The sequence below is a fragment of the Bradyrhizobium sp. Crot121 genome (assembly GCF_059512385.1).
Window position 1 is genome coordinate 1 of the sequence record NZ_JCAMOR010000266.1, and the last position, 1,034, is coordinate 1,034.

At 60.5% G+C, this 1,034-nt stretch carries 1 protein-coding gene; it reads right to left on the bottom strand.

The window, feature by feature from the left end; translation table 11 throughout:
- Positions 1 to 306: 306 nt before the first annotated feature.
- Complete coding sequence (locus AC5ZGW_RS46435) at positions 307 to 738, bottom strand: DUF2478 domain-containing protein (protein ID WP_130231991.1); 432 nt, start codon at positions 736 to 738, stop codon at positions 307 to 309.
- Positions 739 to 1,034: the final 296 nt, after the last annotated feature.

Below are 1,034 nucleotides of genomic sequence, written 5' to 3' on the forward strand. Positions count from 1 at the left end.
CCGCGGCAAATCCTGCTAGGCCGCATGATCACCCTTAACGAGGCGCACGAGGACCACTCACGTGACGTGGAGCGGAAGCCGGCAGTGACGGCTTTTTTCCATCGATCGTGGTGGATAATCTCGGGGCAAGATCGGCGATGCTCTCTCGGCCGTGATGAAGCTGCCGGATGGAATCATCACTAAATCGTCGTGACCGGATGGATTGCGCGCGGATGCGCGGCGGCGGGGGATGTCGCGCCATCATCCCTCTACGACCTGGCGCTCGCACCACAGCGTTATGCCGACATCCCGGTGAAAGTCCGCGAGTCAGCAAGGCATTTTTCCGGACGGTGGTGAGGAATGGCACGCTAGCGATGACCGCATCGACAAATTCGTCCCCCGGCCGGGGCTCCTGCTCGGAGAATTGTTAATCACGAGGAGATCGACGCGCCGCTTGGTCGCGCGGGCCACTACAACTGCGGCGTCGGCAAACCCACTAGCATCAAGCTTGCAGGATATGGCGCCGCTGCCGAGTGGCTGGCAGATCGAAATCTCGTGCCCTGTCGCAATGTCGAGCGCGACCATGGTTTTTATGCCGTCGCGCCCTTCAGTTTTTTCTGAACAAAACCAATGACGTGCACGCCTTGTCGCATGAGACTCCTGGGCTAAGTCGGCGAGCAGCTTATAAGCATCCTGTTCCGACCGGTGGAGGATTGCCGCAACGCGCTTCGGATCGATATCCGCGAGGGTGGTGATCATGGGCGTGATCCTCTAATTGCTCGTTTCGCGCTTTGTCGGCGCGAAACGCGCGATACCTACTCTGGCGCTTCAGGGCCGTGAACCAGCGAGACGCCCGTTGGCCTGGACGAATATACCGATTCCAAATCGAGCCTTAGGCATAGCGAGCGGCGCGTTATGCCGCTGTGCTGGAGATCGCCGCCCACACCTCTAGCCGGTACGGTACGCTGAACTGCGCATCGGCGGCAAGCCAGCTTGGTAACGGAGGCCTTCCGGAGCGGCTTGACCACGAAAGAGAGCGCGTGTCCCCCCACGAG